Raw genomic sequence first — 24,462 nt, forward strand, 5'->3', positions numbered from 1 at the left:
GATGCCTGTCTCCGGATGGACATGTCCTACCGGCTCCGAGCATCATGGAGTAGGTGGAACGGCAATGATCGAAAGCGGCATTGACGACGAGTGGATGGAATGGTATCGCATGACGCCGGCTGAAAGGTGGCGCGAAACCACGCGCCTCTGGGATACCTATCTGATTTTAGGTGGCAGCCTCGATGATGAACCCGATACACAGAGTCCTTTCTTCGATGCAGGAGCGCCAGGTGCGTTGCCTGCTCATGGGCGGCCAGGCTTGCATATTGTACGGCGCGGCGGAGTTTAGCCGTGACGCGGACCTGGCGGTCCTTGCCGATCCCGCGAACCTCGTTCGGTTGCGCTCTGCCCTCGACAATCTAGAGGCCCGACAGATCGCGGTCCCGTCATTATCACTGGAATACCTCGTCCGCGGGCACGCAGTCCATTTTCGATGCTTTCACCCGGATGCCGCCGGTCTTCGTATCGACATCATGTCGGTCATGCGTGGCGTTGCCCCGTTCGAGGAGCTTTGGCTCCGGCGCACAACCCTCGACCTCGATCCCGGATTCGCTTGCGACGTTCTCTCTCTCCCGGACCTCGTGACTGCCAAGAAGACGCAGCGCGACAAAGACTGGCCAATGCTCCGCCGCCTGCTCGAAGCCCACTACTTTGCCAATCGGGAGGCGGCGTCGCCGGCAAAGGTGGACTTCTGGCTGAAGGAACTCCGCACACCGGACCTCCTGGTCGAGGTGGCGCAGCGGTATCGCGACAGCGCTGGTCTCATGCTCGAAGCCCGGCCGTTGTTGTCACGGGCCATTGCCGGCGACGTTCGGGGAGTGGAAAACCTGCTCCGCTCGGAGGAGGACGAGGAGCGAAGGAGCGACAGGGAATACTGGAAGCCGCTCTCCATTGAACTGGAGCTGCTTCGACACGCCGCCAAGCCCAACATCCCTGACTGATAACCCTGGCTCAGAAATCCGGCTTACCGTCGTCAACCGCCGGATTGATGCCCGCTGGGAGGTAGGCATAGAGGTCGGCATTCTTGAGGAAGAACCGGACCTTCTTGTCCTTGTCGATAAGGCTTTTCGGGAATGCCTTCGTATTCCACGTCATTTCGTGTCGCACGGAGTCACCGGTGAACGGGGCGCAGTCGGATCGTGAAAATCCCGGGATCACCTTATCGCTGCGGTCCAGCAGTTCCGCCGTGACGTAGCCGCCCTTCCCGCACTTTGCGTTGACGGTCACTGTTGGCGTGTTGAACACCTCGCGCCGGCAGATGAGCCAACCTTCCGTGTCGCCTGCCTCCATCGAGCAGAATCCATCGAGGCGCAGCGTCGCCAGCCCGATAGCTCCCTTTGCCTGAGCATCGTCATCATGAATCGTGTCGTAGCCCGAGAAGTAGAAGAACAGGCGGTCGCCGACGAGGACGGGTGCGCGTGCCGTATAGACCATCTTCGAGTCCCAGGAGCCTTCGGGCCCGAGTGGGATGAAAGGGGCACGGTCCGGCGTCCGGGTCCATTGAAGGAGGTCGTGGCTCCATGCCAGTTGCACATCTACCGTGCGCGCGCTGCCCTCCTGAGCTTCATACATTACCTCAGGCTTGGTGTACTTGCCATATTTGATCCACCGTGCGTGGTAGATCCACGGAATGCCGACGTATAGCCCCTGATAAGGGAATGCCGGCATGCCGTAGACCTGTGTCGCGTCCGGATCGAGGTCGTCCGCGCCGAAGACCGCGCCATCCACAGGCTTGCGCCATTTCAAGCCGTCGTCGGAAATCGCGACTCCCACGGCGCGGTGCCGCCGGTTCATGGTCTTGTACGTGGCCGTGAATCGATTGGTATACGGGTCGTGGAAGAAGTTGGTAACGTCGGAAGTAGCAAACAGGTGTTTCTGGTCCGGCGATCGGTCCCAGTTCCAGTGGAGGCCGTCCGCAGAGTAAGCAACCGCCGAGCCTGCGCTCCCTGCGTAACCGTACATCGCCCAGCGTTTGTCCGCGGAGGCCGGGTTCGTCAGGCGGATGACACTCGGGATGTGGCACACTCCATTTGGAGCGACGATGTTGTTTTTCGTCGAGCCCTTGTAGTCGACTATGCCCAAGTCGGGTTTTGTCCAATGGATACCGTCCATCGATTCGGCGTAGCACACATCCGCGCTGTCGTTTCCGATACACTGATACCACATCCGCAGCTTCCCGCCGTCTGGTAGGACCGTTCCGTAGAGATACGGGCCCCAGCCCTCCCACGGCTTGTCCTTCCTGATAACGGGGTTGCCAGGATACTTCTCGGCAGCGTGAAACACCCGGGCGAGGTTATTCGATTCCTCTACGACCATCGCGTCCAGGAACAGCCTTCGAAACGGCGCCGAGCCCGCCAGAGGATCCACGGGCTGAGCCGCGGCGCCAACGGCCGGCACGGCGAAAATCACAATGGATAGCAGCCTACAACCGTTCAATGCAGTCCGCTCCTGACCACTGATACCTGTCCGCGCTATCGCCATGCGTCCGCGATAATCTGCGTCGCGTCCTCCATCGTCAGCGTGTATGGATCAAGCGTGAACAGGCCGCCCATGTTGGCGAAGGCATTGGCCGCCAGCTTGGGTGCGTCATCTCTAGCGATGCCGTAATCGGACATCTTGAGACCGCCCACCCCGCAGGCGGTCTGAAGCGCGACCATGGCGTTCACAAACGCCGTAGCGGCCTGTGCGTCATCCAGACCGTGAGTGTCAACGCCCATAGCCGTAGCCATGCGGGAAACGCGCTCCGGGGTCTTGCCGGCGAAGTACGTGAAATACGCCCGCGATAACATGATCAGGCCGGCGCCATGCGGTAGTTCCGGATGGTAGGCGCTCAAGGCGTGTTCCATCGAGTGCTCCGACGTGCACGACGAAACGCTCTCGACCATCCCGGACAACGTGTTGGCCAGGGCGATTTGCGTGCGCGCTTCCAGGTTTGCCCCGTCGTTGACGGCTGTAGGAAGCCATTTGGCGATCAGGCTGATGCTTTGTAGCGCGAGGGCGTCCCCGAGCGGGGTGGCGATGTTGGCGAGAACCCCTTCCGCAGCGTGGAAAAATGCGTCGAAACCCTGGTATGCCGTGAGGTGTGGAGGGACGCTGAGCATCAATTTGGGGTCAACGATGGAGAGCGTTGGGAACGTCTCGGGGATGAGGCCATAGCCGATCTTTTCGTTGCGCTCTTCGTGGGTGATAACTGTCCAGGGATCTGCCTCGGTGCCCGTTCCGGCGGTGGTGGTGATGGCGACGATCGGCAGCGCACCGTTCGGCACGGGCAGGCCCTTACCGGTGCCCCCGCCAATGTAGTCCCAATAATCGCCGGGATTCACGGCCATGACGGCGATCGACTTCGCGGCATCGATGGAACTGCCGCCCCCGAGACCGATGACGAAGTCGCAGCCTTCCGCTCTTGCCATGGCGGCGCCTTCCATCACGTGTTTGTTGATCGGATTGGGCAGTATCTTGTCAAAGACCACGCAACTTACGTTGTTCCGCTTGAGCAGTTCAATCGTGCGGTCGAGATAGCCCTGTTTGCGCATCGTTGGCCCTGCCGAGACTACCAGCAGCGCCCTCTTGCCCGGCAGCTTCTCGCTCGCCAGCGTTTCGAGCGTGCCAGGTCCGAAGTTGATCTTGGTCGGGATATGAAATGTGAAGTCCATCCGTGTGCCTCCTGGAGACGGTAATTGCCGCCATCAGTCTGGGTCCGGCAGAAGCGAGCCAGTCAATCGGCGAGACCCGTGTTCCGCAGACCACGAGCGATGCGCATTGGGAGACTCCTTGGACGGCGGTCGCGGGCGGGCGTTTGCTGAAAGTTGTCGCCCAATCCTTGCAGAGTGTAAACCTGCCGGGGCCGGATGCGTTTCAGAATGTGTCGAGGCCGTTCGCGCGGCGGACGAGGCGGACGGCATCGGAAAGGTCCAGGGCGGAGGCAGAGCCCCCGGTCTTCTCAACGTTCAGGCGTAGGGCTTCGGAAGCGGTGAGCGACAGGCCGCCGCCCGCCGCCTGGAGCGCCGACCCGGCGTCCGCCAGCACGCCGGGGTCCGGTGGGCCGACGCTTCCCACCGTGAAATTCTCCCATGTGCTGGCGGCGGTTCGGTTGGCGATCAGCGGGCTTGCACCGGCGTTCTCCGCCGTCACGTAACGGCTGTTCACGAGCGCCTCCAGGGCGATGATGCTGCTGCCCGCTTCGACCCAAAGGAACTGCTCCGAGGTCCCTACGGTGGGCATATTTGCGATCAGCGCGCTGGCGCCGGCGTTCGGCGCGGTGACGTACTTGCCGTTTGCCAGCGATTTGAGAGCCACCGAACCGCCCCCGGCGTCGATGACCTGAAACTGCTCCGACGTCCCTGCCGAGGTCTGGCTGGCGATAAGGGAGGACGTTCCGCCGGCGCCGGCGGACACGAATTTGTTGTTTGCGAGGGACTTGAGCGTCACCGTGTGGCCGAACGGCGGGTTATGCGTGTACACCCGGATGTAATCCACTCGGAGGTTCTGGGGGAATACGGTCGTGGCGTCCGGGTAACCGGGCCACTGGCCGCCGATGGCCAGATTGAGGAGCAGGAAGAACGGCTTGTTAAACGCCCAGGTTGCGCCGGACGGAATAGCAGCCTTGGTGCGCGTCTCGTAGGTAATGCCGTCCACGTCCCAGGTGATGGCGTCCGGGCGCCACCACACCGCGAAAGTGTGGTATGCATCCTTGAATTGCAGCCCATTCGGCAGCGTGTAGGGCGCTCCGAGACTGCTCCCGCCGGAATATCCGGGACCGTGAATCGTACCGTGCACGGTAGATCTCTCGTTCCCGATGTTTTCCATGATGTCGATCTCGCCGCAACTCGGCCAGCCGACCGTCCCGATGTCCGTACCCAGCATCCAGAACGCCGGCCACACACCTTGCCCGTAGGGTATCTTGATTCGGCCTTCGATGTACCCATACTGAGCGGAGACTTTTCCCTTAGTAAGCAGTCGGGCGGATGTGTAGTTGCCCTGCGCGTCTTTCGTCGCCTGAATTTGAAGCGCGCGGGAGTCGCCTGCCGCGGGATCGTCCACGATCTGCGCATGGGTAGCGTCGCTGACGTAGGTCTCAAGCTCGCTGTTGCCCCATCCACCGCCGCCCAAGTCGTAATTCCACCGGGTGGCGTCCGGTTTTGAGCCAACCGCGCCGTTGAATTCCTCGGCCCACGAAAGCGTGTATCCCGCCGGCGGAGCGGCTACCGCCATACCGGCGAGGAGGGCGAAAGCAGTAATCAGCCAGGAGGCCGTTCCGGCGCACCGCGCGATAAGGCCAAGCGCTTGCCCTGCAACCTGTGAGTGCATGAAAGTCTGGTCCATTGGGGTCTTCCTTCCTCCCCTATTGTAACAGGAATTGAGATCGCCTGGCAGCCCTTACATGATCCCGTGCGCCGGCACGCGTACCGTCCTGCCATCCAGCCCGATGCGCTCCGCAGTGTTTTCCGTTGAGTTGTACCAGAGCTCGTACGGACCGGCATGCGTCGCATCGGGTCCGCAGAGAGTGACGAATACCCCGGCAGAGCCGGCTTCGATGGCCTTGCGGGCGTTAGCGGTCAGTTCCGGGGCCTTAGACAACGTCATCTTGATGAAGGTGCGATAGCCCTCTGTTTCGGGCGCACCGCCATACACCGCCACGCGTCCTTTGCCGGTGTTCGCGCCGGACGCTAGCAGAGGAGCGAGGGCGCCTGGAACCCCGTCCACCGTTACCGGCGTCCCGATGCCGGTCGCGTAAAGCAACAGTCCTCCATCACGTACCCATTTAGAGATCCTGTCCCATGTTTTCGCTTCGGCGACGCTGCCGGAGAGGAGCACCAGTGCTTTGATGCGCTTGAGGCCGCCGTCGGCGATCTGGCCGTCGCTGAGGAAGAACGGATCGAACACGCTGCGGAGCGGAATCACCTTCTCGAAGAACAACTGGCCCGTGAGCCGGATGTCGGTTTCGGGGTAGTAGAGCCCGACTTCTGTAATCGGTTTACGCTGCTGGAACTCGCTGCCGTTCGCCACGAACGAGTTGCGCGCGGAGGCCGCGCCGAAAACGTTTGGCATGTAGTAATGGAGGCCCTTCGCTCCCGAGGCGCCGGCGTTGTAAACGCGTGCCACCACACCGCCCGGATCCACATTGCCGGCCGGTTCAAAACTGAAATACGCATCATACTGACGCGAGGCCGAAGCGACCCAGCGCGTCAGTGCGAAGTTCAGGCTATAGTCGCTGGCTTCGTTTGTGATGCGAACGCCGCCACTGACGGCCGCGGCGGCCTTGCACTGTTCGCCAAAATCAGCGCCGTGCTCCGCCGGAGCGTGTCCGCCGGTACAGAGGTATATCGGAATCTTGGGCATATCGTCCCGTGTTTCCGTGAGCCAAAGCCGCGCGTAGTCGGTCATGCTGCCTATGTACCAGTCGATGAAGTCGAGTCTGGCCCGATTCCCCCATTCGTTTCCACGGGGGATGAACGGCTTCACGTCGTCGAACGAAGCGTACTCCTTCTTCCAGGCTGCGCTCAGACGGCCGATGTTCCTGTATTTCTTCTTCATCGCCGACCGGAAACTCGCAACCGCGTACTTGTCGCCCGCCCAAAAGCCCGCGTGCGTGTGGTACTCCCCGTGGACCGAGTTCGTCCAGTCGTTCCCCGACGCCGGGTAGATCGCCTCTCCGTAGTTTCCTGTCACGCCTAGCAGCATGGACTCGATCACCCCGCTGTCCCGATAGTGGTCGGCGAATGCCCGGATGAACGTCTTCACGTGCTCGCGCATAGCTGGGTTCCAGAGAGACTGAACGTGGCTCTCGATGCCGTGCTCAAGACACACGTACCCCTGCCGCTGGCTTCCTTTGAAGTACCAATCGGGAAGGCTGTAGGGCGAACCGACGATAAGGAACGGTACCCATTTGAACCCGTACTTTTTGTATAGGGCAACGTAGGGGTCGTACACGCTCCAGTCGAACACGCCGGGCGCCACCTCGCACAGATTCCAGCGAACGTACACTTCGTTGCTGGTAAAACCCAGTTGTTTCATCCCGGGGAGATTGACTTCCAGCGCGCGGGTCAGGCCGGGCACATCGTTCTTGCTGGCCGGGTCGAATGCGCCGACGATCAGCTCACCGCCCTTGCCGATTTTGACGACCGGTTTGATGTCCATCGGCACAGACTCCTTCAAACTCTCCCAATCGGCCGGCTTCCTATCGAGCAACTGGACTTTCCGCACAAAGAGGGGCAGGCCGGTGAGGCGGAACGATGCGCCGTTGTTCTGGCGTCCGGCGAAATCCGGGTTGCGAAGGAGCAGCCCGCACTTCACCCATTTTCGGCGTCCGTACGCCATGCCGCTCACTCCGTCCTCGGATTTTGTGTATGACCTGGGGATTCCCGGGCCGGCGTCGTATTCGGCCGTGAGTGCGCCCCCCGCGGCATCGTCGAAGTACTCGACGGTAAGGTACAGCGGACCGCGGAGTCCGGCGGCGGCGTCTACGCCAAAGTAGAGGAATGCCGATGCCGGCTCCGTCGTCACGCAAGGTGCGCCCCCGCGCGTGACGCGCGCCACGACGCCGTCGTCCCCCGTGAGGAGGCGCAGACCGCTTTCCTCATCGCCGGTGGAGGAGGCGGACCATTGGGCGATCGGCGATTGCGCGAACGCGGTGGAGCTGAGCGCGAGCATAATCGCAGCCAACCAGTATTTCATGTTGAGTCCTTTCCGAACCGGCGAGTTACGCCATTGTGAGCGGCTTCCGGGCCGGCCGGTCAACGTTCGTTTATGCGATGAGCCCGCGGCGCAAACCGTGTCTATACTGCCGTCAGGAGGATACTGCCCATGTTTCGTGCCATCATTTTCGTGCTCGCGGCCGTTTCCCTGCTGGACGGTCGCTCCGACGCGAACCCCCGCTCCATCCCTTCTCAGACATTTCCCGATGCTTTCGGTGTGAACATCCATTTTACGAAAGGCGCACCCGGGGAAGTGGAGGCCCTGTCGCAGGCCTACAAGGTCGCCCGCATGGATTTCGGTTGGGGCAGCATTGAGAGGGTGCGCGGACAGTACGATTTCGCTGACTACGATGGGCTGGCGCGCGAGTTGGAGGCGAACGGCGTCCGCCCGCTGTTCATCCTCGATTATGGCAATGATCTGTACGGCAAAGGTCCTGTGCGGACTCCGGAGCAGCGCAAGGCATATGCGGCATTTTGCGTAGCAGCCGCGAGGCACTTCAAGGGCCGCAAGATCATGTGGGAGTTCTGGAACGAGCCGAACGGCACGGGGTTCTGGGGCGGCCGCCCGGATCCGGAGGAGTACGCCTCAATGGTGAACGCGGCCGCTCCGGCAATCCTCAAAGCCGATCGAAATGCCACTTTGCTCCTCGGCGCGTTTGCGGGCTTCCCGTGGGATTACATTGAAACTGTGTTCAAACGGGGCTGCTTGAGATGGGCCGACGCGGTGAGCGTTCACCCGTATCGAAGCGGCTACCCTGAAACCGCCACACAGGACTACACTCGCCTTCGGCGGCTGATCGCGCAATATTCGCCGAACCGGGATGTTCCGATCATCAGCGGAGAGTGGGGCTACAGCACAAACCGGAAGACCGGCATCCCGGAGTTGCGCCAGGCCCAGTACCTCGTTCGCCAGCGCCTCAACAATGTGCGCTGTGGTATCCTCACATCCATCTGGTACGATTGGAAGGAGGATGGGCCGGACCCCGACGAAAACGAGCACCATTTCGGCAGCACGCACCAGGACTTTTCGCCCAAGCCGGCTTACATAGCCGCTCGGACGATGACGAAGACGCTGGCAGGCTACAAGTTCGTCCGCATGCTGGAGGACGGACCGGACAAGTACGTGATGCTTCTCCGCAACGCCAAAGGTGAGTCCGCGCTCGCGTTGTGGACCATCGGACCGACAGCTGCGTACAAACTCAGCCGTTTGGTAGATCGGCTGGACGGGGTGGAGATGGACGGTCGACATCTGGAGTCGATCTCCACAGATGGCAATCATCTGGGATCGATTCCCTATGGCCCGTCCCCGCGCTATGTGCTGCTTGGCAGGTCGGCGGAAATGGACGTCATGGCGGACTGGTCCTACCTCCCGCCGGACACCGTTGTCGTTGCCGGCAAACCGGTCAGGACGACTCTAACTCTTCGAAACACGGGCGAGGCGACGCGCAAATACGCCATCGCAATCAGTGTGGCTGGCGGCGCCGCCCGCCCGGCGCGCGCCTTTGCGGCGGTCGCACCGGGGAAGACTGCCAGGATTCCTGTGACGCTGGACCTCTGGAAACGAGCCGAGGCATCGGCTGTGGTGGTAACCGTCAACGGCAGGCGCACCGCTATCCCACTGATAGTCGCCAACCCGGTTACGGTCAGCGCGGCGCCTCTGGGCGATATGGTGACCGTGGACTTGAGAACCCCCGGTGTTCGGACCGGCGAGACGCTATCGGTGAGGATCACGGACGCGTCGGGCCGACCGGTCGGCGCCGCCAGACCCGTCAAGGTACGGCCCGGAACCTACAGGTACGCGACACAACTGCACATCGACTTTCCAGCCCTCAGGGGACTTGGCGTCTCGGTGACCAATCAGCACGGGCGCGAGATCGCTTCGATGCCCCCGCTGAGACTGGTCCCTGTCGGTCCGCTCGCAAAGTCGATTCCTGGCGCTAAACCGAAGGGCCTGGCGGTTCACCCTGAGGGGAAGGGAGAGCCCGGTGGTTCGGTGGTGCTGAGAGCGGCGAAAGCCGGCGCACGCGGCATCGTGGCCGATCTCAAGGCGGAATTCCCTGACGGCTGGCGTTACTTCGTGGTGACGCCCGAGCGGACAGCGATTCCGGATAACGCCGTTGCACTTGGGATGTGGGTCAACGGTGATGGCTGCGGAGACAACATCCGCGCCCGTTACTGGGACAGCAAGGGGCAGACATATCAGCCGACGTTCGGGGCGGTGAGTTGGAAAGGGTGGCGCTGGATCACGATGCGACTGGATGACCCGTCGGTCGGGTCATGGGGCGGCCCACAAGATGGCGTTATCCACCGGCCGATCAAGTGGGACAGCGTGTTTTTGCTGGACAGCGCCAGCACCCGCGCGCATTCGGCGCACGTTCAGTTCGGCGGCCTGACGCTATTGACTCGATAGATCGGGCCGTTACGGCTGTCCCGTCACGGCGTCCCAGGAGGCGAACACCTGACGCACATTCTCGGGACGAGATCCCGCTGTGAACTCGCATTGTGCGATGCACCCGCCATCCGCCCAGAGCGCATTGTGGACGCTTCTCACCGCCCGGTCGATGTCCGCAGCCGTTCCGTGCGGAAGCAGATGCTGTCGGTCAATCTCTCCCCAGAACGTGATCCGGCCGGCAAACGGTCTCAGCGTTTCCACGCCCATGCAGAAGATCTGTGAGTTGACGGCGTCAACGCCCAGATCGATCAGGTCCGGGAAGATAGCGAGGATATGGCCGTCGGAGTGCAGGAAGAGCTTTTTGCCTGCGCCGTGGGCAATCTGTATGTAGTCCCGGTAAAGCGGCCGGAATACTTCGCGCCATATTGCGGGCCGTATGAGCAGGCTTCGCTGCGATCCCCAGTCGTCTCCGATCATCAGGGCGTCAACGTCGGTCTTCGCCCAGGCGGATAACACGTCGCAGTAGTAGGCATGCATGTCATGCAGGAAATCGAGCATTTTCGGCGTCCGGTCCGCCAGGTCCATGTAGAGCGCTTCGGTTCCGCGGATGAACTGTAGCCGTTCAAAGGGATTGGCCGAAGTGCCGGCTATCGTGAAGCTGTCCGTGGAATCGCAGTCCCGATTGACGGCGTCGCGGTCGATCGCCAGCATTTCACGGGGGATGTGAACGTTTTGAGCGTCGGTGTCCCAGTTAGTGACGGGCGGTTCCTTGACCTCTCCGATCAAACCGTCCTGTATATTACGGAACGTGCAGTTCCATTCATCCACGAATGAGCCCACGCGGTACGGATCGCCTGAAGTGGGCGCCGGCCGGGCGACGTGACCATCGATATGCACGATGTCGTCGGGATAATCGCGGAGGATGGCGGATAACTCCGCCGGATAGTTCCACTCCGCCCAAGGCAGGCGCCAAAGTTGGCGCGGCGCCCGGGCGGGCTTTTCCCGGCGAACCGTCTGATAAACAAGTTCTCGTGCTGTGGCGGCCATGGGGTCTCTCTTTCGTCTTTCGGCGCGCGGCGCCTCAACGATTTTACGCTCCGCGAGACATAATGACGCGGGAGGGACATTGATGCTCAAACGGAGGACCTTATTATTGTGTGCGATTGCAGTGGCAAATATGTCGAATGAACCGTTGACTGCGCAGCCAGTTGTGGCTTCGGATTGGATCACGCCGGATAAGCTCGTCTGTGTGAAGCGACTTGGCAGGCTCGGCGACGGGCAGTTCGCGCCGGACCCGGTTGACGCCGCCCGGATCGCCGGCACGTTCGCGCCGCCCCAAGCCGGCGACCAAGTGGCCCTTTCGGGCGGGAAGAAGGCGAAATGGGAAGCGGTCGCGCCGGGTAAGGACAATACCGTACCGCAATCGGCCATTACTGGCGGATATGCGTTCTGGAGCGTGACCGAGGCGGACGGTGGTGTTGCCATCCTCGAGGCGTCCGGTCATTCCATGGTCTTCGTGAACGGCGAACCGAGGACGGGTGACATTTATAGCGACGGCTTTGTACGGCTGCCGGTGCTGCTTCGCAAGGGCGAAAATGGGTTCCTCTTCAAAGCCGGGCGTGGCGACCTCCACGTCCGGTTGAGACGCGCTCCGATGCCGGTATCGATCGACACCACCGACGCGACGCTTCCGGACCTCCACGCCGGTAGCCGGTCCGATACATGGGGCGCCGTGGTGGTCATCAATGCGTCCGAGAAAGCTCAGACCGGCCTGAGCATTGTCTCGCAGCTTCCGGGTGGCCAGCCGGTTGTAACCCCGGCGCCACGCATTGAACCGCTCAGCATCCGCAAGGTTGGATTTCGAATCGCGGGGCCCGCACCGCCGAATGGGGCGCAAAATGCCCGGTTGATGGTCGCCGTGAAGGGTGCGGGCGCCACGCCGCGCGCGACAGTAGACTTGCGGGTTAGAAAGGCCGGCCAGACCTTCAAGCAGACGTTTGTCAGCCGCATGGATGGGAGCGTGCAGTATTTCGCCGTCAACCCGGCTCAGCCAGGCCCTGAGTCGGGTTGCCGGCCCGCACTCGTGTTGAGCCTCCATGGCGCGTCGGTACAGGCGATCGGGCAGGCCGACGCGTACGGTCCCAAGTCCTGGGCGACTCTGGTCGCGCCGACCAACCGTCGGCCGTTCGGTTACGATTGGGAGGATTGGGGCCGCATCGACGCGATGGAAGTGCTGGACATCGCCCAGCGTACGATGGGGCTGGACAACAGCCGGACGTATCTTGTGGGCCATTCGATGGGAGGGCATGGAACTTGGCAGCTTGGCGCCTTATACCCGGATCGCTTCGCGGCGATCGCCCCCAGCGCCGGCTGGATCAGCGCCTACACGTACACGGGCGCGAAGGTCACCAACAAATCAACGCCCGTTGAAGACATCTTGCGCCGGTCGGGCGCGGCCATGGACACCCTCGCGCTGGCGCAGAACTACGCGCGGGAGGGCGTATACATCCTCCATGGAACCGATGACGACAACGTGCCGGTGACCGAGGCGCGGCGCATGCGGGATGTACTGTCCGGATTCCACAAGGACTTCCTCTTCCACGAAGAGCCCGGACAGGGACATTGGTGGGACATTTCCGACGAACCGGGCGCCGACTGCGTGGACTGGCCGCCGATGTGGGATTTCCTGGCGAAACACACCCTGCCGCCGATCGAAAGTGTGCGCCAGGTCGATTTCGTCACCGTTAACCCCGGCGTTTCGGCGCATTGTCAGTGGCTGACCGTGGAAGGACAAACTCGCGAAGGCATTCCCTCGGAGGTTCACTTTCACTGCGATCCGCAGATGCGGAGATACAAAGGGACTACCATCAATGTTTCCAGCCTGGCGATAGAACTGCGGGCCCTTATGCCGGGAAAGGGAGTGTCCGTCGAAATCGATGGCACCAAGTTGAACCTGCCGGATGTTGAGGGGCGGGCGACGATCCATCTTTACCGCGCGGGCGACGGGTGGGGCGTCGGCCCCGCCACATCACCGGACCACAAGAATCCGGCCCGATACGGACCGTTCCGGGCGGCGTTCGACAACCGGTTCCAGATGGTGTACGGCACCGCCGGAACGCCGGAAGAGAATGCTTGGGCGTTCGCGAAGGCGCGATACGACGCAGAGTGCTGGTGGTATCGAGGGAACGGCTCCGTGGACGTGATCCCGGACACGGCCTTCGATCCGACGAGAGAGCCGGACCGAGGCGTCATCCTTTATGGAAACGCAACAACAAACGCCGCGTGGAGACCGCTGCTCGGCGGGTCGCCTGTCCAGGTACGTCCCGGCGGCGTGCATATGGGCGATAAGGAAGTGATGGGGGACGGACTGGCGTGCCTGTTTCTTCAGCCGCGCCCGGGCAGCGCCGTTGCGTGCGTGGCCGCCGTCTCCGCGACCGGAATCCGGGGGATGCGGCTGGCAGACACGCTCGGCTATCTTCAGCCCATGACCGGCTACCCGGACGTGTTGTTACTTTCCGCCGGGGCCATACAGGAAGGCCGGGCCAACGTGGTGGCCGCGGGATTCCTCGGGTCTGACTGGTCGGCGCGCAACGGCGAAATCGAGTGGCAGGAGGCAGCGAAATGAGGATCATCCCGCGCGGCTACGTCTGCTACCGGGCCGAAGCGCCTCTCGATATCGACGGCCGACTCGATAAGAGCGTCTGGCAGGCGGCGCCCTGGACCGAGGATTTCGTGGATATCGAGGGGGACCTGAGACCGCGTCCACCCCTTCGCACCCGCGCGAAGATGCTGTGGGACGATGAGTATTTGTATATCGGCGCCGAGCTCGAGGAGCCTCACGTTTGGGCCACTCTCACGGAGCACGATTCGGTCATCTACCAGGATCCGGACTTCGAAGTATTCATCGATCCGGACGGCGACAACCACCAGTATTACGAGATCGAGATCAACGCGCTGAACACGGAGTGGGACCTCCGCTTGCCCAAGCCGTATCGCGACGGGGGGCCGGCGATCGACGAGTGGGAGATACCCGGTTTCCGTTCGGCGGTCCATGTTGATGGTACAATCAACGATCCCGAGGACACGGATGTGGGTTGGTCGGTGGAAATGGCGATTCCGTGGGTTGTGCTGGGAGAGTTCGCAAAATGCCCTTGTCCGCCGCGTCCCGGCGACCAATGGCGCGTGGATTTTTCAAGGGTCGAGTGGCACGTGGAAATCCTGGACGGCCGCTATGAGAAGCGCAAGGGAATTCCTGAGGAGAACTGGGTATGGAGCCCGCAGGGCGTCATCGACATGCATCGTCCCGAAACGTGGGGCTACGTCCAATTCTCAACCGCGGCGCCAGGCTCTGACGCGTTTTGCCGGGACCCCGCCGAGCCTATCCGTATGTATCTGATGGACGTATACCATGCGCAGCGGGCCTTTCGCGAGGCGAACGGTCGCTGGGCGGGGGATATGTCCGATCTGGCTGTTCCGGTATGTGAAGGTGTTACCCAACCCGAAATGCGCCTTTCCGAGCAGGGCTACATCGCCAGCGCAACCTTCGAGGCCACTTCGGAGAGGTGGAACGTGCGCGAGGATTCATTGCTCTGGAAGGAGGCGGTGTGATGGGCGATATGGTGCAGTGTCCGGTTTTTGTCGGCGGAGGCAGGATCGAATACATTGAAAGACCGGCGCCGATCCCCGGCCCGGGGGAACTCCTGATCCGAGTAGAAGCAAACGCACTGTGCGGATCCGAGCGGGGCCAATTCTACGATGGCTGCCGGACGACCCCCGGACACGAAGCCGCGGGCGTTGTTACTGCTGTCGGAGAGGGCGCCACGGTGCCTGTCGGCACACACGGAGTGGTGTTTCTTATGGTGTACTGCGGCGAGTGCCGCAACTGTCGGCAGGGCTTCACCAACCAATGCCTCAACAAACAGGGCGACATGGGCTTCAGCCGAGACGGCGGATACGGTCCGTACGAGATCGTGCCGGAGCGCCTGTTCTTTCCCACCGGGCCGGACCTGTACGGCGCGGAGGCTACGCTTCTCCTGGACATTGTGGGTACCGGCTCACACGCGATAGAGCGCGGGCGATTGGTTCAGCCGTTGGTGGAATCGGTCCTCGTGATGGGAGCCGGGCCGATCGGGCTCGGTGTGCTGGCGATGTGCAGGATCGTTCTCGGGCACGAAGTGCCCGTTCATATTACGGACGTCGCATCGTATCGCCTGTCTCTCGCGGAGGAGTTGGGCGGCATTCCTGTTGACCTGCGTTCGCGGACGGTCGAAAGCGCCCTTTCGAGTCACGCGGCGCCGGATCTGGCAATCGATACGAGTGGTAAGCAGGCTGCCAGGCAGTCGGCGTTCGAAGCGGTCGCCAAACGTGGCATTCTGGTCTGCGTTGGGCACGGCGAGGGGTTGTCACTCGATGTCTCGAGTCAGTTGATCGGGCCCGAGAGGGCTGTGCTGGGCAGCGAATACTTCCGGTTCAACGAAATGCCGGCCAACCTGGAAAGGCTTCGCGCCAACCGCGAGTACCTCTCCCGGATCATCACGCACCGATTTCCGGTCGAGCGGCTCGAAGAGGCGTTCACGACCTTCTTCGCCGGCCAGACAGGAAAGGTGGTCGTGGAACAATGAAAGACGCAAAAGTGCGAGTCACCATCATAGGCGCCGGCGGCTGGGGCTACCAGCATGCCCGTGTGTTTTCGGCCCACCCGGACGTGGAATTGTGCGGTATTGCCGGAAGGTCGGCGGAACGCACACAGCATCGCGCGGCCGAGTTTGGGACCACGGCGTATCTTGACATCGATGAAATGCTTGAATGCGAAAGCCCGGACCTGGTCAGCGTCTGCCTGCCAAACCAGGCGCATTTCGAGCCGACACTCCATGTCATCCAGCGTGGATTTGCGCTGCTTGTCGAGAAACCGCTGGTGTTCGACCTCTCGGAAGCCGATACGCTGCTGGCCGAGGCGGAACAGCGCAACCTGTTCTTCGCGATCAACTTCAACCACCGTTACGCTCGACCGGTTCGGATGGCGAAGTCGGCCATCGATGAAGGACGGCTCGGTGACATCGTCTTCGCGCACTGGCGCTTCGGAGGAGACGGCAGCAGCGATCACCCGCACGCCAATCTCATCGAAACGCAATGCCATGGAATCGACATGCTGGAGCACCTGTGCGGGCCTATCGAATCGGTGGCGGCGCAGATGACGGACATGACCGGAGGCGGGTTCCGCACCCTCGCCCTGGCGCTCCGCTTTGCACATGGCGCCGTGGGCACGCTTCTGGGTTCGTACGACTCCTCATATGCATATCGCGACACACATGTGCTGGAGGTCAACGGCACCCAAGGCAGGCTGTTGATCGAGGAGACGGTACGCCGGTACACGTATCAGAAAGCTGGGAACGAGACTGCCGAAATCTGGGAAGCGGGATACTTCAACGATCGCGACCGCGAGTTCCACCGTACGTTTGACGCGCACCTGGATGCGGTCATTGCGGCGTTTCGCGCCGGCAACCAACCGCCCGTCCACGCCCGCGCCGGCCGCCGCGCCCTCGCCGTAGCCCATGCAGCCATCCGATCTTTCGAAACGGGGCAGCGCGTCCAGGTTCCGTGATGAGAGGACTCCTCGAATGGAGGCCGGCAAGCGAGCCGGCACAAGGCGATTCATGGTACAATGAACTGGCGCCCGCGCCTCGCGCCGGCGCAACCCAAGGATTGCGGAGAGTCCATATGCTGGTCAGCCGTCGACTGCGGATCGCACTTTTCCTATCTCTCCTCGCCTGTTGTCACCAGGCGGGCGCCCAAACCCCCGAATACCGCGCGTCCTGGGTAGACGCCTTCCATCCCGGCTTTATGTCGCAGGACGAACTGACCAGCACGATCGGCAACCTCCGAGCCGGAAACGTCAATGTCTTCGTGCCGGAGGTGTACGTCAACAGCGGGTACCAACATATCTACTGGAGTCCAACCCCGGCTGAATATCCCAGCCTTGGTTCCCCTGGTACGATTGTATCGAACGGGGTGTCGATCAAATGCGATCTGAGCAGCGAGGCGGAAACCAATTCAGGCGGTAGTTATGACGCCCTGGGTGAGTCTATCGCGCAGTGCCACGATACCACGGGTGGGAAAGCCCGCCTGGACGTCTGGGCCTGGATGGTTGCGTTCCGCTCCGCCGGCGCGATACGGGTGAACCATCCGGAGTGGATCACAGTAAATGGTGGCGGGCTTTCGTCAACCGACTTTGATGCGGGACATCCCGGTTCCGAGCAGCAACTCGTGAATAACTGTATGGACATCGTTAAGCACTACGATGTCGATGGGCTCAACTTCGATTACATCAGGCTGTCGAATGCGAACGATGGTTTCAACGCCATAAGCGTTCGGCGATACAACGCCATAAAGGGCAAGAGCGGGACGCCGACAACCGATGATGCTGAGTTCAAGCAGTGGCGCCGCGATCAGATCACCAACGTGATCCGCAAGATCTACCTGAGCGTGATCGCGATCAAGCCGAACGTGAAGATCAGCGCGGACACCATTATGTGGTCTCCCAGCCCCGCCAGGCCTTTCGTCGGCGATCCGAACCCGCTGCAGACGTGGAGGACCAACTTCGAATCCACGTCGGCCGCGTTTACCAGCGTGCTGCAGGACTGGCGTTCCTGGATGGAAGAGGGCATTCTGGATATCGCGATGCCCATGGCCTACCTCTACGAGTGCAGTTACAGGACTACGTTTGACAAGTGGTGCGATTTCACCAAGGACAACCAGTTCGGCCGTCAGTGTGTTATTGGGACTGGCGGGTACCTGAATCTCCTCCCGGACAACCTGGCACAGTACGCGCGCACGCGGCAGCCCAGCTCAACGATGGGGAAGTACGGGGCAGGCCAGAACAACTACTCGTATGCATACCCCTATGCGAGTCTCTGCGGGAAGTCAACCGCATCCGTGGCCGACCCAGTGGGCTGGTTCAACGCCCTCAAGGCCGATTTGTATGCGCAACCGGCTGTGGTCCCAGCGCTGCCCCGCCTTACCAACGGTAAGGGGCACATCAAGGGAACGGTGGTAAGTTCGCTGGTGGCTTCACCTGGCTGGGTTGACGGCGCCACAGTGTACCTGTCCGCCAAAGCAGACGGTTCAAATCCCGTGAGGACCATGCAGACAGACGGTACGGGATTCTACGGCTTTGTGGATGTGCCGCCCGGCTCTTACTACGTAAAGGTCCACGCCGCAAACCATGAGGATCAGATCCAAGCGGTCTCCGTGACATCTGCGGCCGTGTCCACCGTAGACTTCACTCTCGCCGGGCCGCTTCCCGCAACGCAACTGGCCTTCAGCGTTCAGCCGGGTGGCGCGGCCACATCCGTTGCGTTCACCAGGCAGCCGGTAGTCGTGGCCAGGGACTCCGCGGGAAGCCTTATCAGCGGGTTCAACGGACCGGTTACACTCGCGATCAAATCCGGAGCCGGCGCACCGGACGCCGCTCTTGTTGGGACGGCTACTGTGAACGCCGTGAACGGAGTCGCATCGTTCTCCGGCCTCTCCATCAACAGGCCGGGATCGGATTACGCGCTGACGGCTTCGTCCGGAAGTCTCGCGTCTGCAGACAGCAGTGTTTTCCAGGTTGCAGTGGTGCCGACTCTCCTGGTATTCAGCCGGCAGCCAGGCGGCGCTTCTACCGGAGTTCCGTTCACAACCCAGCCTACAGTGGCGGCAATGGATGTGTTCGGCAATGTGGCGACGGGTTTCTCCCGGCCCGTTACGCTTCAGATCAAGGCCGGGACCGGAGCTGCCGGAGCCGCCCTGAATGGCGCCTTTTCACGGTCCGCCGTAGGCGGTGTAGCAGCTTTCAGCGACCTGTCGATCAGCAAAGCGGGCGCCGGATATGTGCTCACGGCTGCCGCCACGGGTTTGTCGTCCGGCGAGAGCGATGCTTTTGCCGTGGCGGTCGTCCCCACGCGCCTGGCGTTCTCGGCGTATCCCTCCGGAGCTGTCATCGGGCAGCCGCTGGCGCCACGTCCGGTCGTCGTCGCGACCGATGACGACGGCAACACGGCTCTCTCGTTCAGCGGACCGGTGACGCTGTCGATCGCGGCGGGCACCGGTGTTCCGGGCGCGGCGCTCGATGGAACCCTTACCGTGAACGCATTGAGCGGAGTTGCCACGTTCGACGGCCTAACAATCGACAAGGTGGGCTTCGCATACCGCCTGCACGCTGTGAGCGGTTCGTTGATCGCAACGGATTCGTACGCGTTCGATATTCGCACGTCCGCGACGAGGTTGGCTCTTACCGCGCAGCCCGGTGGCGCCAGGGCCGGGCGTCCGTTCGCCCGCCAGCCGGTTGTGGTAGCCCTGAACGTGTCCGGCGAAATCGCGACGGACTACAATGGCCCCTTGTACGTCGAAATCAAACAAGGCGCCGGCTCCAGTACAGCCTGGCTGGACGGTACCGTCTCGATCGCCATGGCCGGAGGCATCGGCGCCTTCACGGACCTGGCCATAAACGAGCCGGCGACAGGATACGTGCTCACCATGAGCAGTCCGCCGCTACCGAACGTTGATAGCGCCGCTTTCGAAGTCGTCAGTAGCGGTCCCTACACTTTCGCCGAGGTGATCCGCACACTGACCATCGCCGGCGGCCTCGTTTCGGCCACGGACGGAGACATTACTCGGCTTGATGTGGATGGCGCGGGACGGGTTGACCTGCTGGATGCGACCCGCATCACCCGCAAGGCGGCGGGCCTCGAAACGAACCCCTAGCGGAGGGGAAACGAGGAAATGGGGAAATGAAGAACCTGGGGCGTTTCCCCATGTCCCCATTTCCTCATTTCCCTTCTAGCGGTACCAGCCGAACTCGTTCACGGCGTCCACGGCGGCCACAATGTTCTCCCAGGGGACTTCCGGTTCGATCATGTGCGTTGGCGCCAACAGCAGTCCGCCGCCCACGCCAACCGTCTCCATGCGCAGCTTGACCTCGGCGCGAACATCCTCCGGAGTCCCGAACGGCAGCGTGCTCTGCGTGCCGATGGTGCCCCAGAAGGCCAGGTCTCGCCCGAATTCACGCTTGAGGCAAGCGGGGTCCATGCACTCGCTCTGGATGGGATTCAGGATGTCGAGACCGATCTCGATGAGGTCTGGGACGATGGCGGTCGCGTTTCCGTCGGTGTGGTAGAAAACCAGGACGTCCGGGCGCGCCGCCTTCGCGGCAGCGATGATGCGAGCCAGGCGCGGTTTCAGCCAGCGACGCCACATCGGAACGCTCATCATCATCCCGTGCTGGGAAGCCACGTCATCTCCGAGGCGGATCACATCAACGCCGAGCGCCGAATACCGGGCAGCTTGTATCTCGCGTTTCGCCGTAATCCGATCCAGGAGCGTTTCCGCGAAGCCGGGGTTCTCAACGAAATCCAGCAGCAGCAGTTCCATTGAGCGCATATACCAGGCAATCTCGAAGATAGAACACTCTGAAGACGCCATCGCCGCATGGCCTTCACCCTGGATCGACGCGATGCGGCCGGGGAGGTCTGCGTATCGGTAGTCTGCCTCGACGTCGGGCAGGGGATACGATGCGGCATCGGCATCGCTGCTCAGTTTCATCATCGGGTGAACGAACGCCTGGAGGTGGGCGTGTTCCGGCGCGTCGCTCCGGGTCTTCAGATATCCGATGCCCCACTCATCCCACGTCGTTCCCGGAGGCGAATCGGTGTGGTACTTGGCGTGGTCAAGCGGGTGGGAAGTCCTAAGGATTCCCACTGGACGCGTGTCACAGCCGAAATAGGCCGCGGCATCCTCTTGGCCGGTCCGCGTGCGGAACTCCTCATATTTCTGCGGCGTGAGGCTGATGCCGATCTCGTGCGGCACGCGATCCGGCGCCTGGCGCCGCATCGCCGTCAGTACTCGCTCTCTGCTCGTCATCCTGTGTTCGTCTCCACCCAATTCAGTGAACGTTCCACCGCGCGTTTCCAGTCGCGGTAAAGGCGCTCGCGGGCCGCGGCGTCCATTGCCGGCGTCCACGTACTGTCTATCACCGTGTTGGCCCGCAGCTCGTCCTGCGTGCGCCAGAAACCGACCGCCAGACCGGCGGCGTAGGCGGCGCCCAGCGCGGTTGTCTCCCACATCTTGGGCCGCTCCACCGGAACGTTAAGCATGTCCGCCTGGAACTGCATCAGCGTGGAGTTTCGAACCATTCCGCCGTCAACGCGTAGCGCCTTCAGCCTGATGCCGGAGTCCTCCTCCATCGCTTCTGCAACCTCCCGGGTCTGATAGGCGGTGGCCTCCAGGGCCGCGCGGGCGATGTGGCCCTTGTTGGCGTAACGTGTGAGTCCAACGATTACGCCGCGCGCGTCGCTGCGCCAGTGCGGCGCGAACAGCCCGGAGAACGCGGGCACTATGTACACGCCCCCATTGTCCGCCACCGTATTGGCCAGATCCTCCACTTCGGCGGCGCTCCGAATAAGGCCGAGGTTGTCGCGAAGCCATTGGACCAGCGCGCCCGTTACCGCAACGGAGCCCTCGAGGCAATAGGCTGGCGGCGCGTCTCCGAACCGGTAGCCGACGGTTGTGATCAGCCCGCACCGGGACACAACGGGCTCCGTACCCGTGTTCATCAGCAGGAACGAGCCGGTACCGTAGGTGTTCTTCGCTTCACCGGGCTGAAAGCAGGTTTGCCCCACGAGCGCCGCCTGCTGATCGCCCAACGCGCTCGCCACGGGAACTCCCTCCAGGATGCCGGTACCCGTACCGTACACATCGCTGGACGACCGTATATCGGGCAGCCAGTCGCGGGAGAGGCCCATTTCCGAGAGGAGACCGTGATCCCAGTCGAGGGTCTGAAGGTCCATCAGAAGCGTTCGCGATGCGTTGGTCACGTCCGTGATGAACGTGCCGCCTGTGAGATGCCAGACGAGCCAGGAGTCCACGGTTCCGAAGGCCAGTTCGCCGCGATTCGCAGCTTCGGCCACAGCCGGCACGTTGTCCCACATCCAGCGCATCTTTGGGCCTGCGAAGTACGTCGCCAGCGGCAATCCGGTCTGAGACCGGAGGCGATCCTGGCCAACACTGCCGGCCAGTGCATCACAGATTGCGTCCGTCCGCGTGTCCTGCCAGACGATGGCGTTGCACAGCGGCTTGCCGGTGCGCCGGTTCCAGGCGACCGTCGTTTCCCGCTGGTTGGTGATGCCCGCCGCGGCCAGGTCGCCGGTCCCGATGCCCGCCGCCGCAAGCGCTTCGCGGATGACAGTGTCCACGTTCGAGAGGATCTCGACCGGATCGTGCTCCACCCAGCCGGCCCGAGGCATGATCTGGTGGTGTTCGCGCTGTGCAAGACCGGCGATGCGGGCGCCGTGATCGAAGATGATGCACCGCGTGCTCGTGGTCCCCTGGTCTATCGCCGCAATGAAATCAGGCATCAGGTGTCTCCGGTGATAGCATATAGTGCTGTGTGAGGCTGGCGAACCCGGCCAGTTCCCGTTCAACCCAGCCGCTGTCACGCCCTTGAATCTCAGCCATCAGTGCGGCGACCCGCGGCGCGGATTCCACCGCGGCACGGGCGTCCAGCAGGAGCGCGCGGAGCCGGCGGGACAGCACGTCGGCGAGGTGTAGAGGCATTTCGTTCACGATGACGTAAGCCGCCATGGCGTTGCTGTACGGCATCCGCGGGTGGAGGCAGCCGGGGTAGCGGATCTCGAACGCGGTGATCTCCTCGTCTGTCGCGCTGAACTCCCGCCACGGAGTGTTGGTACCGGCCGCTCCGTGGAGCGTCAGCGATTCGGTTACGCATTTCCGTGCCGGTAGGCCGGCCGTCGCAGCGGCGCGGGTCACGGCTTCCTCGGCCATCCTCCGGTAGGTGGTCCATTTGCCGCCGGTGATGGTAACAAGGCCGGAATCGCTCACGAGTATCGTGTGGTCGCGGCTCATTTTCGCTGTGTTCGCGGCGCCATCCTTCACCAGCGGGCGCAGACCGGCGAACACGGACAGTACGTCGGAGCGTTGCGGCTTGCGGGTGAGGTATTGGCCGGCGTGGAAGAGCACGAATTCCACCTCCTCTTCCAGCGCGGTTGGCTCATTGCCGTTGATATCCACCGGTGTGTCCGTGGTTCCGGCCAGCACCCGGCCCTCCCAGGGGATGAGGAAGAACACGCGCCCGTCCGACGTCTTGGGTACCATGATGGCGGTTTCGCCCGGCAGGAACGACCGGTCCAGAACCACGTGAATGCCCTGGCTCGCCCTGACCATCGGCGGCGCGTCCGCGTGGTCCATGCAGCGCACGGTATCCGTTTGAACGCCGGTCGCATTTACCACGGCCTTCGCGCGGACGGTGTGCGTTTGGCCCGATTCCAGATCCGTGACCTGGGCGCCGCACACCTTTCCGTTGTCGTGAGTCAGCGCGGTCACGGGGGCATAGTTGACCAGCACCGCACCCGAATCGTGCGCCGTGCGCGCCAGGCTCATGGCGTACCGGGAGTCGTTGAACTGGGCGTCGCTGTACACGATTCCGCCGGAGGAGTCCTTGAATGAAAGCGTTGGAGCCAGTTCATGAGTGGTGCGGGCGTCCACGACGCGGGAAGGCGTCAGGTTCAGCCGTCCGGCTAGCGCATCGTAGAGCTTGAGGCCAACGGCATAGTAGAGGCGCTCCCAAACTGACGTTGTTGGAACCAGGAAGCGCGTCTCGTGGACGAGGTGAGGCGCATTGCGCATCATCAACCGGCGCTCGCGCAGCGCTTCTCGGACGAGGCTGATGTGGCCCAGGCGGAGATAGCGCACGCCGCCGTGCGCCAGTTTCGTGCTGCGCGAACTGGCCCCCTGCGCGAAATCGCCGGCCTCCACCAGTGCCGTGGAGTATCCGCGGGATGCGCTATCGACCGCCATCCCCAGCCCGGTGGCGCCGCCGCCGATGATCAGGACATCGAACGGTTCGTTGAGATGGCGCAGCGCTTCGTCACGATCCATGGTGGGTTGTGTCGCTTTCGTCCAGGTTACCTGGCCGCCTCCACCCGCACGATGCCCTCGTCGAAGCAGGCTTCCACCTTGCCGCCGGGTGCGACCGTTGGACGGGTGCTTAACGGATCACTAGCGCATGAGGTACGGCGCGGCTTCGCCAGTACCGACGTGAGTCTCCACTCACGAGGATACGTCGCTTCCACATGAGGGATGTGCTGAATCCGCCGTCAAGTAGCACTGCTTCCGAGATTCCTAATGGGGCCAAAGACCTTGCCAAGTTCAGACTGTCTACGCGGTAGTCTGTTGCCCCGATCACTAATCGTCCGTTCCGGTCGATACCGAGGAATGTGCGCCGTCGCTCGCCCATTGCGTCCGGAATGCATCTCAGCCTAATACTGTCCGCGCTGACCGCAATTCCGTTGTGAATAAGCCATCCCCCGGTTAGAAAAGCGT

At 62.4% G+C, this 24,462-nt stretch carries 15 protein-coding genes; 7 read left to right on the plus strand and 8 right to left on the minus strand.

The genetic code is table 11. The annotated features are described in order from the left end of the window. The first annotated feature begins 230 nt into the window (after positions 1-230). Positions 231-941, plus strand: coding sequence for a hypothetical protein (locus VGM51_03435; protein HEY3412092.1), 711 nt, complete (start codon positions 231-233; stop codon positions 939-941). Positions 942-951: 10 nt separating this feature from the next. Here the strand turns inward: VGM51_03435 and VGM51_03440 are convergent, their stop codons facing one another. From VGM51_03440 to VGM51_03455, 4 genes are all read right to left on the minus strand, one after another. Next, positions 952-2,436: a hypothetical protein gene (locus VGM51_03440; protein HEY3412093.1), complete on the minus strand. Its 1,485-nt coding sequence runs from the start codon at positions 2,434-2,436 to the stop codon at positions 952-954. Between the two features lie 35 nt (positions 2,437-2,471). Beyond that, the gene (locus VGM51_03445; protein HEY3412094.1) at positions 2,472-3,653 is read right to left on the minus strand and encodes an iron-containing alcohol dehydrogenase; all 1,182 of its coding nucleotides are present in this window, start codon (positions 3,651-3,653) and stop codon (positions 2,472-2,474) included. Between the two features lie 202 nt (positions 3,654-3,855). Then, entirely contained in the window at positions 3,856-5,322 is a 1,467-nt protein-coding gene (locus VGM51_03450) for a family 16 glycosylhydrolase (protein HEY3412095.1), read from the minus strand. Between the two features lie 54 nt (positions 5,323-5,376). After that, complete coding sequence (locus tag VGM51_03455) at positions 5,377-7,674, minus strand: family 14 glycosylhydrolase (GenBank protein ID HEY3412096.1); 2,298 nt, start codon at positions 7,672-7,674, stop codon at positions 5,377-5,379. A 129-nt stretch (positions 7,675-7,803) separates the two neighbouring features. Here VGM51_03455 and VGM51_03460 point away from each other — a divergent pair, with 129 nt between their 5' ends. Next, entirely contained in the window at positions 7,804-10,104 is a 2,301-nt protein-coding gene (locus VGM51_03460; protein ID HEY3412097.1) for a cellulase family glycosylhydrolase, read from the plus strand. A 9-nt stretch (positions 10,105-10,113) separates the two neighbouring features. Here VGM51_03460 and VGM51_03465 read toward each other — a convergent pair whose 3' ends face one another. Continuing rightward, positions 10,114-11,133 (minus strand): uroporphyrinogen decarboxylase family protein, encoded by a 1,020-nt coding sequence (locus VGM51_03465; protein ID HEY3412098.1) that lies wholly within the window; start codon positions 11,131-11,133, stop codon positions 10,114-10,116. Positions 11,134-11,335: 202 nt separating this feature from the next. Here VGM51_03465 and VGM51_03470 point away from each other — a divergent pair, with 202 nt between their 5' ends. From VGM51_03470 to VGM51_03490, 5 genes are all read left to right on the plus strand, one after another. Then, on the plus strand, positions 11,336-13,711 hold the full coding sequence (locus VGM51_03470) for a prolyl oligopeptidase family serine peptidase (protein ID HEY3412099.1): 2,376 nt from the start codon (positions 11,336-11,338) through the stop codon (positions 13,709-13,711). Then, positions 13,708-14,694 (plus strand): carbohydrate-binding family 9-like protein, encoded by a 987-nt coding sequence (locus VGM51_03475; protein HEY3412100.1) that lies wholly within the window; start codon positions 13,708-13,710, stop codon positions 14,692-14,694. Before VGM51_03470 ends, VGM51_03475 begins: the two co-directional genes overlap by 4 nt. Then, positions 14,694-15,707, plus strand: a complete 1,014-nt coding sequence (locus tag VGM51_03480; protein HEY3412101.1) for an alcohol dehydrogenase catalytic domain-containing protein — start codon at positions 14,694-14,696, stop codon at positions 15,705-15,707. Before VGM51_03475 ends, VGM51_03480 begins: the two co-directional genes overlap by 1 nt. Continuing rightward, positions 15,704-16,687 carry a Gfo/Idh/MocA family oxidoreductase gene (locus tag VGM51_03485; GenBank protein ID HEY3412102.1) on the plus strand — a complete coding sequence of 328 codons (984 nt, stop codon included), beginning with the start codon at positions 15,704-15,706 and terminating at the stop codon, positions 16,685-16,687. The genes VGM51_03480 and VGM51_03485 overlap by 4 nt, the downstream gene beginning before the upstream one ends. Before the next feature lie 116 nt (positions 16,688-16,803). Next, positions 16,804-19,830 (plus strand): family 10 glycosylhydrolase, encoded by a 3,027-nt coding sequence (locus VGM51_03490; protein ID HEY3412103.1) that lies wholly within the window; start codon positions 16,804-16,806, stop codon positions 19,828-19,830. Positions 19,831-19,905: 75 nt separating this feature from the next. Here VGM51_03490 and VGM51_03495 read toward each other — a convergent pair whose 3' ends face one another. The 3 genes from VGM51_03495 to VGM51_03505 are packed head-to-tail and all read right to left on the minus strand — an operon-like array spanning position 19,906 to position 24,018. Next, positions 19,906-20,985: a uroporphyrinogen decarboxylase family protein gene (locus VGM51_03495; protein ID HEY3412104.1), complete on the minus strand. Its 1,080-nt coding sequence runs from the start codon at positions 20,983-20,985 to the stop codon at positions 19,906-19,908. Beyond that, positions 20,982-22,478: a glycerol kinase GlpK gene (gene glpK / locus VGM51_03500; GenBank protein ID HEY3412105.1), complete on the minus strand. Its 1,497-nt coding sequence runs from the start codon at positions 22,476-22,478 to the stop codon at positions 20,982-20,984. Before glpK ends, VGM51_03495 begins: the two co-directional genes overlap by 4 nt. Beyond that, entirely contained in the window at positions 22,471-24,018 is a 1,548-nt protein-coding gene (locus VGM51_03505; GenBank protein HEY3412106.1) for a glycerol-3-phosphate dehydrogenase/oxidase, read from the minus strand. The genes glpK and VGM51_03505 overlap by 8 nt, the downstream gene beginning before the upstream one ends. Between the last annotated feature and the right edge of the window lie 444 nt (positions 24,019-24,462).

The organism is Armatimonadota bacterium, from assembly GCA_036504095.1.
Lineage (GTDB): Bacteria > Armatimonadota > DTGP01 > JAKQQT01 > JAKQQT01 > DASXUL01.

Coding starts and splice junctions, on each gene's coding strand:
- VGM51_03445 (HEY3412094.1), bottom strand. CDS start 3,653: ATGGACTTCACATTTCATATCCCGACCAAGATCAACTTCGGACCTGGC.
- VGM51_03450 (HEY3412095.1), bottom strand. CDS start 5,322: ATGGACCAGACTTTCATGCACTCACAGGTTGCAGGGCAAGCGCTTGGC.
- VGM51_03455 (HEY3412096.1), bottom strand. CDS start 7,674: ATGAAATACTGGTTGGCTGCGATTATGCTCGCGCTCAGCTCCACCGCG.
- VGM51_03460 (HEY3412097.1), top strand. CDS start 7,804: ATGTTTCGTGCCATCATTTTCGTGCTCGCGGCCGTTTCCCTGCTGGAC.
- VGM51_03465 (HEY3412098.1), bottom strand. CDS start 11,133: ATGGCCGCCACAGCACGAGAACTTGTTTATCAGACGGTTCGCCGGGAA.
- VGM51_03475 (HEY3412100.1), top strand. CDS start 13,708: ATGAGGATCATCCCGCGCGGCTACGTCTGCTACCGGGCCGAAGCGCCT.
- VGM51_03480 (HEY3412101.1), top strand. CDS start 14,694: ATGGGCGATATGGTGCAGTGTCCGGTTTTTGTCGGCGGAGGCAGGATC.
- VGM51_03485 (HEY3412102.1), top strand. CDS start 15,704: ATGAAAGACGCAAAAGTGCGAGTCACCATCATAGGCGCCGGCGGCTGG.
- VGM51_03490 (HEY3412103.1), top strand. CDS start 16,804: ATGCTGGTCAGCCGTCGACTGCGGATCGCACTTTTCCTATCTCTCCTC.
- VGM51_03495 (HEY3412104.1), bottom strand. CDS start 20,985: ATGACGAGCAGAGAGCGAGTACTGACGGCGATGCGGCGCCAGGCGCCG.
- glpK (HEY3412105.1), bottom strand. CDS start 22,478: ATGCCTGATTTCATTGCGGCGATAGACCAGGGGACCACGAGCACGCGG.
- VGM51_03505 (HEY3412106.1), bottom strand. CDS start 24,018: ATGGATCGTGACGAAGCGCTGCGCCATCTCAACGAACCGTTCGATGTC.